The sequence below is a fragment of the Aeromonas sp. R4-3 genome, from assembly GCF_040908275.1.
Lineage (GTDB): Bacteria > Pseudomonadota > Gammaproteobacteria > Enterobacterales > Aeromonadaceae > Aeromonas > Aeromonas rivipollensis.
This window is the reverse complement of sequence record NZ_JBFODK010000061.1, coordinates 186,275-201,642: the sequence shown is the minus strand read 5'-3', so window position 1 is coordinate 201,642 and position 15,368 is coordinate 186,275. Positions and strand designations below refer to the sequence as shown.

Here is a 15,368-nt window from a genome sequence, read left to right as displayed (position 1 = left end):
AAGGAGAAACAGATGTCCAAGAAGGTTTATTGCATCGCCCAGTTCCAGCCCAAGCCGGGCAAGGAGCAGGCCCTGTTCCAGGTCTTGCAGGGGCTGGAGCCCAATACCCTGAGGGAAGATGGCTGCCTGCAGTACAGAGTCACCCGCCACATTGCCAGCCCCTTCGCCGAGGGGGAGAGCTTCCCCATCGTCTTCAACGAGATCTGGCAAGACATGGCCAGCTTCGAGGCCCACTGCCAGCGCGCCGAGATCAAGACCTTCTTCGAGCGTTACTGTCTGGCCGAAGAGGGTCTGGCGGCCAAGTGGAACGTCTGCGTCTACAGCGACGAGCCGGCGGACTATGACGCCCCTGCCCTCTGAGGCAGATCCTCAGCACATAAAAAGGCGCCCGAGGGCGCCTTTTTCATGGTTGCACCTCAGTGCCGCAGCCCTGTCCCGCGGGAGATCAGCCACCAGGCCAGCCCGTAGAGGGCGACGATGAAGCCGATGATGATGAGGTAGGCGGTGCCGAGCGGCACGTCGGAGATGCCGAGGAAGCCGTAGCGGAACGCGTTCACCATGTAGATGATGGGGTTCACCTGGGAGACCCCCTGCCAGAAGGGCGGCAGCAGGCTGATGGAGTAGAAGACTCCCCCCAGATAGGTGAGCGGCGTCAGGATGAAGGTCGGGATGATGCTGATGTCATCGAACGACTTCGCGAACACGGCGTTGATCAGCCCCCCCAGGGAGAACAGGATCGAGGTCAGCAGCACGGTGAAGCAGACGCTGAACAGATGGTGGATCTGCAGCGGCACGAAGAACAGCGAGACCAGGGTGACGATGAGACCGACACAGAGGCCCCGGGCCACGCCGCCGCCCACATAGCCGGCGATGATGATGTAGTTGGGCACTGGCGCCACCAGCAGCTCCTCCACGTTGCGCTGGAACTTGGCGCTGTAGAAGGAGGAGGCGACGTTGGAGTAGGAGTTGGTGATGACCGACATCATGATGAGGCCGGGCACGATGAACTCCATGTAGCTGAAGCCCCCCATGTCACCGATGCGCGACCCTATGAGGTTGCCGAAGATGACGAAGTAGAGGCTCATGGTGATGGCCGGCGGCACCAGGGTCTGGATCCAGATCCGGGTAAAGCGGCTCACTTCCTTGGCCAGTATGCTCTTGAAGGCGATGTAATAGGTCATGGGATTCATGCTTTGCGACCCTCCTCTACCAGGTTGACGAACAGCTCTTCCAGCCGGTTTGCCTTGTTGCGCATGCTCAGCACCTGCACCCCCTGGGCGGAGAGCTGCTCGAACAGGCTGTTGAGGGACTGGCTCTTGTCCAGCTCCACCTCCAGGGTGTGCTCATCCTGCATGCGGCCGTTGAATTCGGGCAGGGTCGGCACCTGACTGCCGGGCACCAGATCCAGCAGGAAGGTCTCCCGCCCCAGCTTGCCGAGCAGGTTCTTCATGCTGGTGTTCTCGATGAGGCGCCCCTTGTCGATGATGCCGATGTTGCGGCACAGCATCTCGGCCTCTTCCAGGTAATGGGTGGTGAGTATGATGGTGACACCCTGCTCGTTCAGATCCTTGAGGAAACTCCACATGGAACGACGGATCTCGATGTCCACCCCGGCGGTCGGCTCATCCAGGATCAGCAGCCTGGGCTCGTGCATCAGGGCGCGGGCTATCATCAACCGGCGCTTCATGCCGCCGGAGAGGGTACGGGCCGCCATGTCGCGCTTGTCCCACAGATCGAGCTGACGCAGGTATTTCTCGGCGCGCACCTTGGCCTCGGCACTTGGCACGCCGTAGAAACCGGCCTGGTGGGTGACAATCTGGCTCACCTTCTCGAACTGGCTGAAGTTGAACTCCTGGGGCACCAGCCCGAGCTGGGCCTTGGCCAGCTCCAGATCGGTGTCGATGTCGTAACCGAACACCTTGACCTTGCCGGCACTCTTGTTCACCAGCGAACTGATCACGCCGATGGTGGTGGACTTGCCCGCCCCGTTCGGGCCGAGCAGGGCGAAGAAATCTCCCTGCTTGACGGTGAGATCTATGCCCTTGAGGGCTTCGACGCCCCCCTGATAGGTCTTCTTCAGACCGCTGATTTCCAATGCGTTCATTGCAACCCCTGTGATGGATGAGCCCATCTCGAGACAGAAAAGGCGGCTTTAGCGCCGCCTGAAGACAGTCGATGGCGGGCGGCCAAGCAGCCCTGCCACGTCCGAGCCTTGCTTACTCTTGCGGAACTACCTTGCCGATGAAGGGCAGATTACGGTACTTCTGGGCGTAGTCGATGCCACAGCCCACCACGAACTCGTCCGGGATGGCGAAGCCAATCCAGTCCACCGGCACCTGGACCTCACGACGGGACGGCTTGTCCAGCAGGGTGCAGATGGCCAGGGATTTAGGTTCGCGCAGGGAGAGGATCTCGCGCACCTTGTTGAGGGTGTAACCGGTGTCGATGATGTCCTCGACGATCACCACGTCCTTGCCTTTGATGTCGTCATCCAGATCTTTGAGGATGCGCACGTCACGGGTGCTGTGCATGCCGGAGCCATAGCTGGAGGCAGTCATAAAATCCAGGGTGATGGGCAGCTGGCATTGACGGCAGAGATCGGCCAGGAAGACGCAGGAGCCGCGCAAGAGGCCAATCATCACGACTTCATCGGAGCCCTGGTAACGGGCGGTGATCTCTTCACCCAGTTTGGCGATCCGGGCGGCGACGTCAGCCTCGGAGATCATCACCTCGACGTTGTGTTTCATCACTTACTCCAATAATGGCCAAAGGGTTATTGGCCGTTCATTAACATCAAAACCGATGATTCTACCACTCCAACCGGAAGGCGTCAGGCATACGTGATGCTTTTATCGGCTTATTTTAATTGATAGAGTTAGCAAGCCTTCGGGCATTATCGGTGACAATACTATAAACACCATAATCAATAACTATTAGATGAAAAAACTATGGAACCACGCGCAGAAATAAGACGTCGGACCCGGCTGTCGCCGGAGGCTCGTCGTGATCAATTGATGGAATGTGCCATCGAGGTATTTTCCCGTCGCGGCATAGGCCGTGCGGGACATGCCGAAATTGCCGAGCAGGCCAAAGTCTCGGTTGCCACCGTGTTCAACTATTTCAACACCCGTGAAGATCTGGTCGATGAAGTGCTGGCCGAGATTGAAGGCTTTGTGCAGCAGATCCTCGAGCAGGCGTACAACGGCCAGGGCTCGGTCAGGGACAGCATCCACCGCCACGTGAAGCTGTTCGTTGACGCCGCCTATGACAAACCGGACCACGCCAGTATCTGGCTGGAATGGAGCTCGTCGGTACGGGAAGAGGTCTGGCCCCGTTACACCCGCCTGCTGGACAAGGCGCTGGAGCGCATCGCCCCCCACCTGCAAGCAGCCATGGACAGTGGCGAGATCCAGAGCGTGCTGTCGGCGCAGGATCTGGCCCGCTCCCTGACCGGGTTCGGCTACGTCATGATGCAGATGATCAATCAGCCACAGCGCCCAAGCCGGGAAGAAGTGACCGATTTTCTGTTCAAGTACGTGACGGCCCCCCTCCAGGTGGTCTGATCCTCCCTGCCAATGAAAAGCGGCGCCGGACTGTTCAGGTCGGCGCCGCTTTTGTTTGTCTCTCTTTCGTCTCACAGACTCAGGGCTTGGCATAGCCCCAGCGCTCGGTCAGCGCATGCTCGACGCCCAGATGATCCAGGATGCGGGCGACCATGAAGTCCACCAGATCCTCGATGCTTTTCGGCTCATGATAGAACCCCGGTGCGGCGGGCATTATGGTCACCCCGAGCCGCGCCAGTTTCAGCATGTTTTCCAGATGGATCGCCGAGAAGGGGCTCTCGCGGGGCACCAGAATGAGCTGGCCGCGCTCCTTGATCACCACATCCGCCGCCCGCTCCAGCAGGTTGTCAGAGGCGCCGTTGGCAATGGCCGAGACGGTGCCCATGGAGCAGGGACAGACCACCATCTGCCTGGGCGCCGCCGAGCCGGAGGCCACAGGCGAGAACCACTCCTCCTTGCCGCAGGCCAGTATCTGACCCTCTCTGGCGCCATATTGGCGACAGAGATAGGCCGACAGCTCTTTCGGCGAGCCCGGCCACTCCTGCTGCTGCTCGGTCTTGAGCACCACCCGGGCGGCCGAAGAGGCGAGCAGATAAACCTTGTAGTCCGCCTGCACCAGACACTGGAGCAGGCGCAGGGCATAGGGAGCGCCGGAGGCACCGGTCAGCGCCAGGGTGATCTGCTTGTTCATGATGTGCCTTGCCTGAGGCGGGCTATCAGCTTGTCGTGAATGCCGCCGAAGCCGCCGTTGCTCATGATCAGAATATGATCCCCAGCGCGGCTCTCGGCCACCAGCCGGTTGATCAGGGCCTCCAGATCGTCAAACACCTGAGCCGGACGGCTCATGTGGGCGGTCACCTCGCCAAGGTCCCAGCCAATGTTCGCCGGCTGGAAGAAGAACACCTCGTCGGCGCCGTCGAAGCCGCCAGCCAGCTCCTCCTTGTGCACCCCCAGTTTCATGGTGTTGGAGCGGGGCTCCAGCACCGCCAGAATGCGGGCCTTACCCACCTTGGCACGCAGGCCGCCGAGGGTGGTCTCGATGGCGGTGGGATGGTGGGCAAAGTCGTCATAGACGCTGATGCCCGCCACCTCGCCCTTGAGCTCCATCCGCCGCTTGGGGGATTTGAACTGGCAGAGGGCGGCTATGCCGTGCTCCACCATGACACCGGCATGGCGGGCAGCGGCGATGGCCATCAGGCCGTTGTTGACGTTGTGCTCGCCTATGCACTCCCAGTGCACCTCGCCCTGCTTGACCCCATCCAGCCACACCTCGAAGACGGAGCCGTCATCGGCCAGCTTGACCGCCTTCCACTTGGCGTCGTCCTGACCCACCAGCTCCACCTCGCTCCAGCAGCCCATCTTGCGCACGGCGGTGAGGTTGTCATCGCCCTGGGGGAAGAGCACCCGGCCGTTGCTCGGTACTGTGCGCATCAGGTGATGGAACTGGCGCTGGATGGCGGCGAGATCCGGGAATATGTCCGCGTGGTCGAACTCCAGGTTGTTCATCACCAGGGTACGCGGATGGTAGTGAACGAACTTGGAGCGCTTGTCGAAGAAGGCGCAGTCATACTCGTCCGCCTCGATGACGAAGAAGGGGGCTGAGCCCAGGCGGGCGGAGACCGGGAAGTTGCCGGGTACGCCACCGATGAGGAAGCCGGGCTCGAGCTTGGCGTATTCCAGCACCCAGGCCAGCATGCTGGCGGTGGTGGTCTTGCCATGGGTGCCCGCCACGGCCAGCACCCAGCGATCCTGCAGCACATGCTCCAGCAGCCACTGGGGGCCGGAGATGTAGGGCAGATTGCGATCCAGCACATACTCCACGCAAGGGTTGCCACGGCTCATGGCGTTGCCTATCACCACCAAGTCCGGCGCCGGATCGAGCTGGGAGGGGTCATAGCCCTCGGTCAACTCGATACCTTGCTGCTCGAGCTGGGTGCTCATGGGGGGATAGACGTTGGCATCCGAGCCGGTGACTCGATAGCCCAGCTGTTTCGCCAACACCGCCAGACCACCCATGAAGGTGCCGCAGATCCCGAGAATGTGAATGTGCATACCGCTGCCTTTTCCAGTAAGGGAGTGCGCATTCTAGGGTCTCTTGACCCGGTGGCACAAGCCGCGACCATGACCAGAGCGCAGCCAGGCCCGGCAAGGCGACAGAAATCGGACGGCCTCAGGCGACGCGGCATCCACCAGCACGCTCCCCTGCCTGCGAAATATGGTCATTTGACGGGACATCGCTATAATGTCGGCCTGCAAACTTGACTCCAACACTCAAAGGAAACGTCATGAGCCTGAACCTGGTACCGGCTGGCAAGAGCCTGCCTGACGACATCTACGTCATCATCGAAATCCCGCAGAATGCCGACCCGATCAAATACGAAGTCGACAAGGACAGCGGTGCCATCTTCGTTGATCGCTTCATGTCCACCCCTATGTTCTACCCGTGCAACTACGGTTACGTGAACGCCACCCTGTCTCTGGACGGGGATCCCGTCGACGTGCTGGTGCCGACTCCCTACCCGCTGCTGGCCGGCTCCGTCATTCGCTGCCGTCCGGTTGGCGTGCTGAAGATGACCGACGAATCTGGCGAAGATGCCAAGATCGTGGCCGTGCCGCACTCCAAGCTGACCAAGCAGTACGATCACATCCAGGATGTGAACGACCTGCCCGAGCTGCTGAAAGCCCAGATCCAGCACTTCTTCGAGCGCTACAAAGAGCTGGAAGCGGGCAAGTGGGTCAAGGTGGAAGGTTGGGGCGACAAGGCCGCTGCCGAAGCCGAAATCCTGACTTCTGCCGAGCGTTACGCTGCCAAGTAAGCGTCTCCCTCGCAAAAAAAGGCGCCTTATGGCGCCTTTTTTATTGGCCGTTGCGGGGACTGGCCGGGGGGATCCCCCTGGATATAGAGGTCGCGTCCGTTCTGTCGATAGGGGCGGTAATAGTTGTCACCACAGCGATATTCCTGCCCGGCGCCCCCCACCAGATCGCAGTTTACCGGCAGCACCTCCAGCCACTTGACGGCCTGCTGGAACCGCAACCACTCCTGCCATTCATGTTCCCGCGCCAGCTGATCCCGCAGGGCGAAGGTATCTGCCGTGGACATGCCCTGATTGACGATCACCTGACCCGCCAGTGCCGGCAGAGAGAGCAATATCAGCAAACACATTGAAACAGGCTTCATGGTTATTTCCCGCATGACTTATTTCCCTGATTAAATTTAAAGCTGGATCAGATAATTACCAATATTGTCATCACTAGACCAATCCAAATTCCGTCGGCTCACCTAGTTGTTTAGTATCACCCAAGCAGGATGCACACCATGAAACTGGCACAAGGCCTGATGTGGAGTCTACTCTTCGGCTCCGCGGCTATGGCCAACGAGGTCAACCTGAGCTGGCAGTGGCAATCAGCCGACGGTCAACGCAAGCACCTGCAACTGAGCACGGACGAGCGGGTCCTCTCGGCCAGCCGCCACGAGATGACGCTGCTCGATGCCTCCCTCAACTATCCGCTGGAGACCCTCTACTCCTACATCAGCCCCAGGCTCTACAACAGCATCAACCAGATCAACCAGAACAGCCCGGAGACGGCGACCAAGTTTCGCAATCTGGAGCAGGCCTTCACCCTGCATGACGACAGCCTCGAATCCACCCAGTTCTGGCAGGCCTATGAGCAGTATCAGGAAGATGCCTTCTACGAGATGCGGGTGCTGCCCTGTGTGCACCCGGCCAATCGCCAGCTCCCCTGCGTGAGGCCCAACTACTCCCAGCTGTTCTACCAGTTCAAGGGGGATCTCAAGCCCCTGGCCAGGCAGTTCTCGGCCAAGGATCTGGCCACCAGCGTCAACCTGTTGCAGGAGTGGTTAAGCGCCATCCCCACCCCGCCCGAACAGATGGATCACTTCGCCCCTCCCCTGCAGGCCCTGCAGGACAACAAGGCCGACAGCGACGAGAAGGCGCTGCTGATGGCCAGCCTGCTGGCCGAGCTGGCACCGCAATACAACCTCAGCATCATCTATCCGGGCATCAGCATCGGCAGCGTCTCGCCGGCCTGGCTCGCCATCACAGCCGACAGCGGGCTGGAAGGGGATACCCTGGTGATAGACAACCAGCGCCACGTGCTGCTGACCGGCTCCCCCCTGCTGGCCCAACAGATGACCATGGCCCAGATCCCCCTGATCAGTGAGCCACTCTATTGAGTCCACTGCCAGAGTGTATGGGCAAGCGGTTGATTTTTATCGACTCCATGCCATCCTTGCCGCCCCCATTCGCAAGTTAAGGGGCAGATTGCTTCTGCGACCGGGTTAACTCTCGTTTTTATTTAACACTTTTTAAACAGATCCGATCAGTTTAGGATGTGGGTTGTCCCATTCCCTCGATTCCAAAATCGTTATAACATAACAAAGGAGTGTCATACGGATGAAACATCTCGTACTTACCCTGGCGCTGCTGCCAACCCTGGTTCTGGCCCACAACATCAAGGAGTCGGCCCAGGTGCCGCTGGTCAACATCGGCGACAAGGGCGAGCTTGTGCTGAAAGAGAAAGAGATCAGCTACCAGCCCTGGCAAAGCAAGGTACTGACCGGCAAGGTCTTTCTGATCCAGCATATCGCGGGCCGCTCCAGCGCCAAGGAGCTAAATGCCCCCATGATAGAGGCGATCAAGGCGGCCAAGCTGCCCCATGACAAGTACCAGACAGTCACCATCATCAACAGCAATGACGCCATCTGGGGCACCTCCGCTTTTGTGAAGAGCAGCGCCGAAGACAGCAAGAAGGAGTTCCCCTGGTCCGCCATGGTGCTGGATGCCAAGGGCATGGCTCGCAACGCCTGGGATCTGGCGCCGGAGAGTTCGGCCATCATAGTGCTGGATAAAGAGGGCAAGGTGCTGTTTGCCAAAGATGGCCAGCTCGATGCCACCGAGATAACCAAGGTGATGGGGCTCATCCAGTCCCATCTCTGAATCAGAGAGAAGGGCGCTGATGGCGCCCTTTCCATAAGGGTCTATGGGTCGTTCCACGTTGACAATCTGGGTGTTGCTGCTGGGCTGGTTGTGGATGCAACCGGCGCTGGCACAGCACCCGCTTGAAGCCGACCTGCCCGACCATAGCCATGCCTGCACCCTCTGCGCCCTGCATCTGGATGGCAAGCTGGCACTGACCCCGACCCCCTTCGTCCCCACCCCGTCCTCTGCCATAGCGCTGTTTATCGGCGCCACCTTGCCGAACGTCACCCCCACCACAGCAGGTCATAGCCGCATCAGAGCACCGCCGCACCTTCATTGTTTCTTCCGTTGAATCAGTTTCTTATCAATTTTTCAAAAGGATTAACGATGAAAGCAGTCACCCTGTTGCTGGCCGCCGCCGCCTTCGGCGCCCAGGCAAATCACGACGAACACGAAAGTCACAGCCATGGCGCCCACGAGCACGGCCACGGCCACCTCAATCTGGTGGTCGATGGCGACCAGCTGATGATCGAGTTGCAGGCCCCCGCCGCCGATCTGGTGGGTTTCGAGCACACCGCCAAGAGCGATGAAGAGAAGGCGCAATACGCCAAGGCAGTCGCCCGCCTCCAGCAGCCTGACGCCCTGTTCCGCCTGGACCCGGCCGCCGGCTGCAAGCTGACCCAGCAGGAGCTGCAGGCCGCCAAAGAGGATCACGACCATGAGCACGATCATGATCATGATCATGACCATGACCATGACCATGACCATGACAAGGCTGCCAGCGACGAGCATGAACACCATCATGACGAAGCGGGTCACGCCGATCTCGGAGCCATGTATACCTACACCTGCGCCACCCCGGCCAAGCTCAATGGCCTGGAGGCCACCCTGTTCAGCCTCTACCCGAGCCTGGAGAAGCTGAGCGTGCAGGGGATACTGCCCACCGGCCAGACCGCGGCCGAACTGACCCCGTCCGCCAACAAGCTGAGCTGGTAACGCCATGAAAAACGCCGTGGTTGAGATCCGCGATCTGGCCTTTGCCTGGCCAGGTGGCGAGGCTGTACTCGATCTGCCCGCCCTGCGCATCAGCGAGGGGGAACGGGTGTTTATCAAGGGGCCGTCGGGCTCCGGCAAGTCCACCCTGCTCGGCTTGCTGGCCGGGATCCAGACCGCCAACCACGGCACCCTGGAGGTGCTGGGCCAGCCATTGGCCCGGCTCTCCGGCCGTGCCCGTGACCACTTCCGGGCGGCCAATCTGGGGTACATCTTCCAGCAGTTCAATCTGCTGCCATTTCTCTCGGTGCTGGACAACGTCACCGCCGCCCTCACCTTCTCCCCCAAGAAGCGCGCCCGCCTGCAGGGGAGCCCGGAACAGGAGGCGCGCCGCCTGCTAGGGGAGCTGCAACTGCCGGACGAGGCGCTGCATCGTCCCGTTCACGCCCTCAGCATCGGCCAGCAGCAGCGGGTCGCCGCCGCCCGGGCGCTGATCGGCTCGCCGCCCCTGGTGATCGCCGACGAGCCCACCTCGGCCCTGGATACCGACAACAGGGCCGCCTTTATCAAGCTGTTGTTCGAGGAGTGCGACAAACAGGGCTCGACCCTGATCTTCGTGAGCCACGACCCCTATCTGGAGCCCCTCTTCCCCCGGGTGGAGAACCTGCAACTGCTCAACCGGAGGGCCGCATGATGACAGCCGCAAACCAGCGCCTCTGCCCGGTCAGCCCTGCAAGGTTGGGTAAGCCACAAGCTAAAAAACGGAGGGCATCATGCTGAAACTTGCCCTGCAAAGTCTCTGGGCCCGCCGCCTCACCGCCGGGCTCACCCTGCTGGCCGTTGCCATCAGCGTCACCCTGCTGCTCGGGGTGGAACGGGTGCGAATGCAAGCCCGAGAGAGCTTCTCCAACACTGTCTCGGGTACCGATCTCATCGTCGGCGCCCGCTCCGGTCAGGTGAACCTGCTGCTCTACTCGGTGTTTCGCATCGGCAACCCCACCAACAACGTGGGCTGGGATTCCTATCAGGCCATCAAGACAAAACCTGGCGTCGCCTGGACCATCCCCCTCTCTCTGGGTGACTCCCACAAGGGGTTCAGGGTGCTCGGCACCAACGGCGACTACTTCACCCATCTGAAGTACGGCCAGCAGCAGTCGTTGCAACTGCGCGAGGGGCGGCCGTTCGACACGCCGTTCGAGGCTGTGCTCGGCGCCCAGGTGGCACAGAAGCTCGGCTACAAGCTGGGTCAGTCGATCGTCATCGCCCACGGCGCCGGCAACACCTCCTTCAGCCAGCACGACAACCTGCCGTTCAAGGTGGTGGGAATACTGGCACCGACCGGTACCCCCATAGATCGCACCATACATGTGCCGCTGGCGGGGATAGAGGCGATCCACCTCGGCTGGGACACCGGCCGCCACAGCAAGAATGTGACCCCGGAGCAGGCGCTGGCACTGGATCTCACCCCCAAGACCATCACCGCCTTTATGGTGGGCTTAAGTAACCGGATTCTGGCGTTCCAGCTGCAGCGCAGCATCAACACCTACTCCAGGGAACCGCTGATGGCTATCCTGCCCGGGGCCGCCCTGCAGGAGCTCTGGAGCCTGATGAGCGTGGCGGAGACGGCGCTCTCGGTGATCGCCGGCTTCGTGGTGGTGGCGGGCCTCATCGGCATGCTGACCACCCTGCTGGCGGGGCTCAACGAGCGGCGCCGCGAGCTCGCCATATTGAGATCCCTGGGCGCGGGTCCCTCCCACCTCTTCCTGCTGCTGGCACTGGAGGCGATGGCGCTGACCACCCTCGGCATCGCCCTCGGGGTGGCCGTGCTCTATCTCGGCCAGGGGCTTGCCACCCCCTGGCTGCTCAGCCACTATGGCCTGCAACTGAGCCTGGGGCTGCCGAGCGCCTACGAGTGGCAACTGCTGGGGCTGGTGTGGCTGGCGGGCATGGTGATAGGCCTGCTTCCCGCCGCCCGCGCTTACCGCTACAGCCTGAGCGATGGCATGAGCATCCGCGTCTAACGCCTCGGCCCCTGACAAAATAGAGAAGGACAGATGATGAAGTGGAAGATAGTGGCGCTGCTGGCCAGCCTGCTGGTGCTGCCTGCCATGGCTGCCGATTACAAGACCATCGACTGGGATGTGCTGATCCCGGAGGGGGAGAAGCTGCTGCCACCGCCCCAGGTCAATCACGAAGACCCCATGTCGGTGCCGCAGCCGGTGGGGGGCGTCAACAAGAAGCTGGACAATCAGGAGGTGCGGATCCCCGGCTTCGTGGTGCCCCTTGAGGGGGATGCCAAGACCATCACAGCCTTCCTGCTGGTGCCCTACTTCGGTGCCTGCATCCATGTGCCGCCGCCCCCCACCAACCAGGTGATCTACGTGAGCTACCCCAAGGGGGCACCGGTGGATGATCTCTGGGACGCCATCTGGGTCAAGGGCAAGATGCACACCGTCAGCTCCAGCCACGAGATGGCCACCGCCTCCTACTCCATGGAGGCGGTAGAGGTCAGCGTCTACGAAGAGTAAGCCACACCGATGGCCTCCTGCGGGAGGCCATTTTTTTATCCTGTGACAGCCCGGTGACGCCGCCCCCGCCTGAGGGATTGTTCATGGGCCAGGTTGGAGTAACATTCAACACCAGACCCTGCGATCACGGAGCCAGCATGGCTGACCTGCCCCCCAAGAAAGAGAGTGCCATCCTGAGCAGCCAGGAGCAGACCCTGCGCCTGGCCCGCAGTCGCGGCATAGACGGCATGCTGACCCGTAACAGCGACAGCACCTTCGAACAACGCGCCACCTTCCGCCATCTGGCGGATCAGGCCGCCCGCCAGCGCAATCTGGAGGCCATCATGGTGATGGCCGCCCGCCACTGCGAAGAGACGGCGGCAGGCGGCGAGATGGACAGCGACTGGCTGACCCGCTTCCTGCAACTGGCCGAAGACATCAGCATGGTGCCCATGCAGCAGTTGTGGGGGCGGATCTTCGCCCTGGAGGTGGCGACCCCAGGCCGCTTCTCCATCCGGGCCCTCAACACCCTCAAGGAGATGACCCAGCGCGAAGCCCAGCTGTTCCAGCGCATCTGCGCCCTCTCCTGTCACTACGAGGGCAGCGACGAGCAGCGCCTGCTGCTGGGCATGCACAAGGGGGCTGGCCTACTCAGCCGCGCCAAGGTCACCCGCATGGGACTTGGCAAATACCGGGTCCCCTACAGCGCCCTGCTGCTGCTGTGCGATCTCGGCCTGATGCACCGCGGCGAATTGGAATCCGGCCCCCTGCCTGCGGACGGGGTCGAGCTGGCCTTCGGCAACCAGCGCTGGCGCCTGCGCCAGCGCCAGAGCAACCTCACCCTGCTCTATTACCGCCTCACCCCCATCGGCAACGAACTTGCCCTGCTGCTGGAAGAGCCCCCCCTGGAGGAGTACCTGCAGGACTTGAAGACACTGCTCTCGACCAACCTGCAGATAGAGACTCTGATGCTGGCCCCGGCCGGCGAGCCTGATCTCCCCAGCTGATCCCGGCGGGCGCCCCGGCCCCGCCTTGCCAAATTGCGAAACCCGTCACGCCGTTGCCAAAACGGCTCCCAAAAAGCGAATCGATTCAGCAGGCGGAGACGCCAGGCCGGGCCGTTTTCGTCAATCTCCGGATTTTGAGCAAATAAGATTCATTTTGAACGCAATTTAAGCGTCCTCTGGCACTCTGGTGCACGGCTTGCAATGGGACTACTAGTCCCAAATTGTCGGGACTCATCATCCCCTCCACAGCCGGAAGCCGCCATGAGAGTCAATCAACCCGTTACCCAGCGTGAGCGCCTCTACCCGGAGCATCAGAACCTGATCTCCACCACGGATCTGGAGAGTCGCATCACCTATGCCAACGACGAGTTCTGCCAGATCGCCGGCTTCACCCTGGAGGAGCTGCAGGGCTCGCCGCACAACCTGGTCCGCCACCCCGACATGCCGCCCCAGGCCTTCGCCGACATGTGGGCCCACCTGCGCCAGAAGAAGAGCTGGATGGGCCCGGTCAAGAACCGCTGCAAGAACGGGGATCACTACTGGGTCAACGCCTTCGTCACCCCCATCCAGGACGCGAGCGGCAAGGTGGTGGAGTACCAGTCGGTGCGCACTGCGCCGGACGACACTGTCAAGCAGCGGGCGGAGCGAGTCTATGAGGGGATACGCAGCGGCAAGACACCACTGGCCCTGCGCCTGCCCCCCTGCTCCCACACGCTCGCGCTCAATCTCTGCCTGCTGCCTTGCCTGGCAGCCCTGGTTGCCCTCGGCTATCAGCAGGGCCCTGGCTGGCCCCTTCTGCTCAGCGCCCTCTCCTTGATGCTGGCGCTCGTCATCAACCAGGCCCTCTCCCGCCGTCTCGCGAGACTGGAGGCCCTGGCCCGCAGCCGCTTCGACAACCCGCTGATGCAGCTGCTCTACACAGGACGGGTCGATCGCCTCGCCGCCGTCGAGCTCGCCATGCAGATTAACCAGGCGGAGTTCAATGCGGTGCTGGCCCGTACCCAGCAGACCTGCCAGCAGATCCTGACATCCGCCCAGACGGATCTGCACAACGCCGAGACCATCACCGACAACCTGCAGCAGCAACAGGCCCAGACCAACCAGGTGGCGACTGCCATCACCCAGATGGCGGAATCCATCCGCGAGGTCTCCCACAGCTCGACCGCCGCCTCCGATCGGCTCGATGAGACCGCCGGCCTGTTCAGGGAGGGCAATCTGCGCGTGCAGGAGACCATCGAAGAGGTGGAAGGGATGCACGGCGAGCTGATGACCTCCAAGGGGGTGATCACCAGCCTCGCCACCCAGTGCCGGGCCATAGACGGCATCCTGGACGTCATCAACAACATAGCCAACCAGACCAACCTGCTGGCCCTCAACGCCGCCATCGAGGCGGCACGGGCTGGCGAGGCGGGTCGCGGCTTCTCGGTGGTGGCGGACGAGATCCGCACCCTGGCCATCAAGACCCAATCCTCCACCGGCGAGATCCAGAAGATGATCAGCCTGCTGCAGGCCAGTGCCGGGGATGCGGAGCAGGCCATGGCGCAGGGGGAGCGGCTCTCCGCCAGCTGCCGCCTCAAGGCCGCTGCCACCGGCGACGTGCTGCAACAGATCAGCGATCGCCTGCTGCAGGTGGCCGCCGGCAGCAACCAGATAGCCCAGGCGGTGCAGGAGCAATCCCAGGTCACCGCCGACATAGACCGCAGCGTGCTCAGCATCAAGACCCTGGCCGACGACTCCAGCCTGGGCAGCCGCCACGCCGTGCAGGGCATAGTCCAGCTGGTGCGCCAACTCGGCGAGCTGGAGAGGCTGGTACGCCAGTTCCAGCAGCATCCCGCCGCCCATACCGTCAGTACGTCCTTGCCTGACGGCCAGCCCCTGCTGGCCCGCTAAGCCTTCACGGAGCAAACCAGACCTAAAGACCGTGCGCTAATACAAAAAAGCATGGGCCCGTCTCTCACGAGACGGGCCCATCGACATTATAAGGCTGGGGCAGTAACCCTAGATCAGGCCTCGACGGCGCAAGGTAGCCAGCTGCTTATCCGCCCGCCCTCACCCCCACCCCAGTGACCGCTCAATTTATTGATCTTGCTCGATAAACTACCATCTCTTTCTTCCCTATCTGGCTTCGTTCGGTAACATGACCATCAGGACCAACTCGTGTCGGAGTCAGTCATGAACCAGACCAGAGCAGCACCGCAGGTAAACACCAGCAGACTGGAGGCTGTAATTCAGGGGCGGTAGCATTGCCGATGCTTTCCACGCCCCACCACCTTACTGTTTCTTTATTCGGTGGTAATGGTTGCGCAAAAAGAGGACGTCAAGCGAACACGTTCAGCTTCAAAATCAAGAATGTAAGCC

At 61.6% G+C, this 15,368-nt stretch carries 18 protein-coding genes; 12 read left to right on the top strand and 6 right to left on the bottom strand.

What is annotated here, in order from left to right; genetic code table 11:
• The first annotated feature begins 12 nt into the window (after positions 1-12).
• Positions 13-360, top strand: coding sequence for a putative quinol monooxygenase (locus tag AB5Y91_RS19730; RefSeq protein WP_368170594.1), 348 nt, complete (start codon positions 13-15; stop codon positions 358-360).
• A gap of 56 nt (positions 361-416) precedes the next feature.
• Here the strand turns inward: AB5Y91_RS19730 and AB5Y91_RS19725 are convergent, their stop codons facing one another.
• From AB5Y91_RS19725 to hpt, 3 genes are all read right to left on the bottom strand, one after another.
• Complete coding sequence (locus AB5Y91_RS19725; RefSeq protein ID WP_139745436.1) at positions 417-1,190, bottom strand: ABC transporter permease; 774 nt, start codon at positions 1,188-1,190, stop codon at positions 417-419.
• Entirely contained in the window at positions 1,187-2,104 is a 918-nt protein-coding gene (locus tag AB5Y91_RS19720) for an ABC transporter ATP-binding protein (protein WP_106885867.1), read from the bottom strand. Before AB5Y91_RS19720 ends, AB5Y91_RS19725 begins: the two co-directional genes overlap by 4 nt.
• A gap of 112 nt (positions 2,105-2,216) precedes the next feature.
• Positions 2,217-2,747 (bottom strand): hypoxanthine phosphoribosyltransferase, encoded by a 531-nt coding sequence (gene hpt / locus AB5Y91_RS19715; RefSeq protein ID WP_025328200.1) that lies wholly within the window; start codon positions 2,745-2,747, stop codon positions 2,217-2,219.
• A gap of 201 nt (positions 2,748-2,948) precedes the next feature.
• Here hpt and AB5Y91_RS19710 point away from each other — a divergent pair, with 201 nt between their 5' ends.
• The gene (locus tag AB5Y91_RS19710; protein WP_025328201.1) at positions 2,949-3,563 is read left to right on the top strand and encodes a TetR/AcrR family transcriptional regulator; all 615 of its coding nucleotides are present in this window, start codon (positions 2,949-2,951) and stop codon (positions 3,561-3,563) included.
• A gap of 79 nt (positions 3,564-3,642) precedes the next feature.
• Here the strand turns inward: AB5Y91_RS19710 and AB5Y91_RS19705 are convergent, their stop codons facing one another.
• On the bottom strand, positions 3,643-4,254 hold the full coding sequence (locus AB5Y91_RS19705) for a flavin prenyltransferase UbiX (RefSeq protein WP_368170593.1): 612 nt from the start codon (positions 4,252-4,254) through the stop codon (positions 3,643-3,645).
• Positions 4,251-5,615 (bottom strand): UDP-N-acetylmuramate:L-alanyl-gamma-D-glutamyl-meso-diaminopimelate ligase, encoded by a 1,365-nt coding sequence (gene mpl, locus AB5Y91_RS19700; protein ID WP_368170592.1) that lies wholly within the window; start codon positions 5,613-5,615, stop codon positions 4,251-4,253. Before mpl ends, AB5Y91_RS19705 begins: the two co-directional genes overlap by 4 nt.
• Positions 5,616-5,848: 233 nt before the next feature.
• Between mpl and ppa the strand changes: the two genes are divergently transcribed.
• Positions 5,849-6,379, top strand: coding sequence for an inorganic diphosphatase (gene ppa / locus AB5Y91_RS19695; RefSeq protein WP_005329022.1), 531 nt, complete (start codon positions 5,849-5,851; stop codon positions 6,377-6,379).
• A gap of 26 nt (positions 6,380-6,405) precedes the next feature.
• Here the strand turns inward: ppa and AB5Y91_RS19690 are convergent, their stop codons facing one another.
• Complete coding sequence (locus tag AB5Y91_RS19690; protein WP_174218658.1) at positions 6,406-6,756, bottom strand: hypothetical protein; 351 nt, start codon at positions 6,754-6,756, stop codon at positions 6,406-6,408.
• A 123-nt stretch (positions 6,757-6,879) separates the two neighbouring features.
• Between AB5Y91_RS19690 and AB5Y91_RS19685 the strand changes: the two genes are divergently transcribed.
• The 9 genes from AB5Y91_RS19685 (at position 6,880) to AB5Y91_RS19645 (ending at position 14,900) form a co-directional block, all read left to right on the top strand.
• Positions 6,880-7,758 (top strand): hypothetical protein, encoded by an 879-nt coding sequence (locus AB5Y91_RS19685; protein ID WP_111910454.1) that lies wholly within the window; start codon positions 6,880-6,882, stop codon positions 7,756-7,758.
• A gap of 220 nt (positions 7,759-7,978) precedes the next feature.
• On the top strand, positions 7,979-8,521 hold the full coding sequence (locus tag AB5Y91_RS19680; RefSeq protein ID WP_163147216.1) for a YtfJ family protein: 543 nt from the start codon (positions 7,979-7,981) through the stop codon (positions 8,519-8,521).
• Between the two features lie 43 nt (positions 8,522-8,564).
• A complete protein-coding gene (locus AB5Y91_RS19675) occupies positions 8,565-8,855 on the top strand; it encodes a hypothetical protein (RefSeq protein WP_368170591.1) in 291 nt (96 codons plus the stop codon).
• A 35-nt stretch (positions 8,856-8,890) separates the two neighbouring features.
• Positions 8,891-9,499 (top strand): DUF2796 domain-containing protein, encoded by a 609-nt coding sequence (locus AB5Y91_RS19670; RefSeq protein WP_368170590.1) that lies wholly within the window; start codon positions 8,891-8,893, stop codon positions 9,497-9,499.
• 4 nt (positions 9,500-9,503) lie between these two features.
• Complete coding sequence (locus tag AB5Y91_RS19665) at positions 9,504-10,190, top strand: ABC transporter ATP-binding protein (RefSeq protein ID WP_368170589.1); 687 nt, start codon at positions 9,504-9,506, stop codon at positions 10,188-10,190.
• 79 nt (positions 10,191-10,269) lie between these two features.
• A complete protein-coding gene (locus AB5Y91_RS19660) occupies positions 10,270-11,517 on the top strand; it encodes an ABC transporter permease (protein WP_368170588.1) in 1,248 nt (415 codons plus the stop codon).
• Positions 11,518-11,550: 33 nt separating this feature from the next.
• Positions 11,551-12,024: a DUF3299 domain-containing protein gene (locus tag AB5Y91_RS19655; protein WP_025328211.1), complete on the top strand. Its 474-nt coding sequence runs from the start codon at positions 11,551-11,553 to the stop codon at positions 12,022-12,024.
• Between the two features lie 137 nt (positions 12,025-12,161).
• A complete protein-coding gene (locus AB5Y91_RS19650) occupies positions 12,162-13,010 on the top strand; it encodes a TIGR03899 family protein (protein ID WP_106885858.1) in 849 nt (282 codons plus the stop codon).
• Between the two features lie 261 nt (positions 13,011-13,271).
• The gene (locus AB5Y91_RS19645; RefSeq protein WP_368170587.1) at positions 13,272-14,900 is read left to right on the top strand and encodes a PAS domain-containing methyl-accepting chemotaxis protein; all 1,629 of its coding nucleotides are present in this window, start codon (positions 13,272-13,274) and stop codon (positions 14,898-14,900) included.
• Positions 14,901-15,368 lie beyond the last annotated feature (468 nt).